The sequence below is a fragment of the Mycobacterium sp. IDUB_9 genome, assembly GCF_055419505.1.
Genome location: NZ_JBVAXU010000017.1, coordinates 1 through 1,363, shown reverse-complemented (window position 1 = coordinate 1,363; position 1,363 = coordinate 1). Strand labels below are relative to the sequence as shown.

Genomic DNA, 1,363 nt, shown 5'->3' with positions numbered 1-1,363 from the left:
TTGTATGACGTCGGGTGATGGCTGACATTTCAATGTCGGGTGATGGCTGACAGTGTTTCGGCTGATGCTTTACACCTGCTTCGGTTGATCCTTGACACTCCCTAGATGAGGGAGTTGAGCGTGGCTGAGCAGAGGTATCAGGCCGTGTTGGCGGTGATCAGTGACGGCTTGTCGATTTCGCAGGTGGCGGGCAAGGTCGGGGTGTCGCGGCAGACGCTGCATGCCTGGTTGGCCCGGTATGAGGCCGAGGGTTTGGACGGGCTGGCCGACCGATCGCATCGGCCGGTGTCGTGTCCGCATCAGATGCCGGCCGAGGTCGAGGCCCGGCTGTTGGAGTTGCGCCGGTCTCGCCCGTATTGGGGGCCGCGGCGGTTGGTGTTCGAACTGGCCAAACGGGGCGTAAAGCCGGTGCCCTCGGAGTCGGCGGCCTATCGGGCGTTGGTGCGGGCGCAGCTGATTGATCCGAATCTGCGGGATCGACGCGCACGCAAGTGGAAACGTTGGGAACGGGCCACGGCGATGGAGTTGTGGCAGATGGATGTGGTGGGCGGGTTCCCGCTGGCTGATGGCACGTCAGCGAAGGTATTGACCGGCATTGATGATCATTCCCGGATGTGCGTGTGTGCCACGGTGATGGCCCGTGAACGCACCCGCGCGGTCTGCGAGGGGCTGCGCGCCGCCCTGGCACGGTACGGCGCGCCGGGGCAGATTCTGACCGATAACGGCAAGGTGTTCACTGGCCGGTTCAACCATCCGCCTGTGGAGGTGCTCTTTGATGCGATCTGCCGCCAGCAGGGTATCGATCACATTCTGACGCAGCCACGTTCGCCGACCACGACGGGCAAGATCGAACGGTTTCACCGCAGTCTGCGTGCTGAGTTTCTGTGTAGCCGTGTACCTTTCACAAATCTCACGGCCGCGCAGGAAGCACTCGATGAGTGGGTGGTGTTCTACAACACCGACCGTCCGCATCAAGCCCTACAGATGGCCACCCCGGCGTCGCGGTTCACCGCTAGCCCGACCGAGGCGGTCACGATGGCGCCGGTGGAGGGCCTGCGCGCTGAGCGTGCAGGCTCGGACTGGGTGAGTCGGCGGGTCACCACCAATGGGGTGGTGTGTGTGTCGTGGCAGCAGGTGAGCCTGGGCCGGCACTACGCCGGTTCCCGTTGCGATGTCCACGTCGACGGCGAGCTCCTGCGGTTCTATATCGGCGACGTTCTGGTCAAGACCGCTGCACGAACCAGCACGGGCGGGGTAAGAAACAAACGGGCCTTCCGCGCCAGCGCACAGGCCTAAACCACAACACAAGAGTGTCAAGGATCAACCGACACAGATCCATCAAGCATCAGCCGAAGCCCGACAG

1 protein-coding gene is annotated in these 1,363 nt (G+C 63.2%); it reads left to right on the top strand.

The window, feature by feature from the left end; genetic code table 11:
• Positions 1-105 precede the first annotated feature (105 nt).
• Entirely contained in the window at positions 106-1,296 is a 1,191-nt protein-coding gene (locus tag ACZY08_RS29705; RefSeq protein ID WP_463748176.1) for an IS481 family transposase, read from the top strand.
• Positions 1,297-1,363 lie beyond the last annotated feature (67 nt).

Coding starts and splice junctions, on each gene's coding strand:
- ACZY08_RS29705 (WP_463748176.1), top strand. CDS start 106: ATGAGGGAGTTGAGCGTGGCTGAGCAGAGGTATCAGGCCGTGTTGGCG.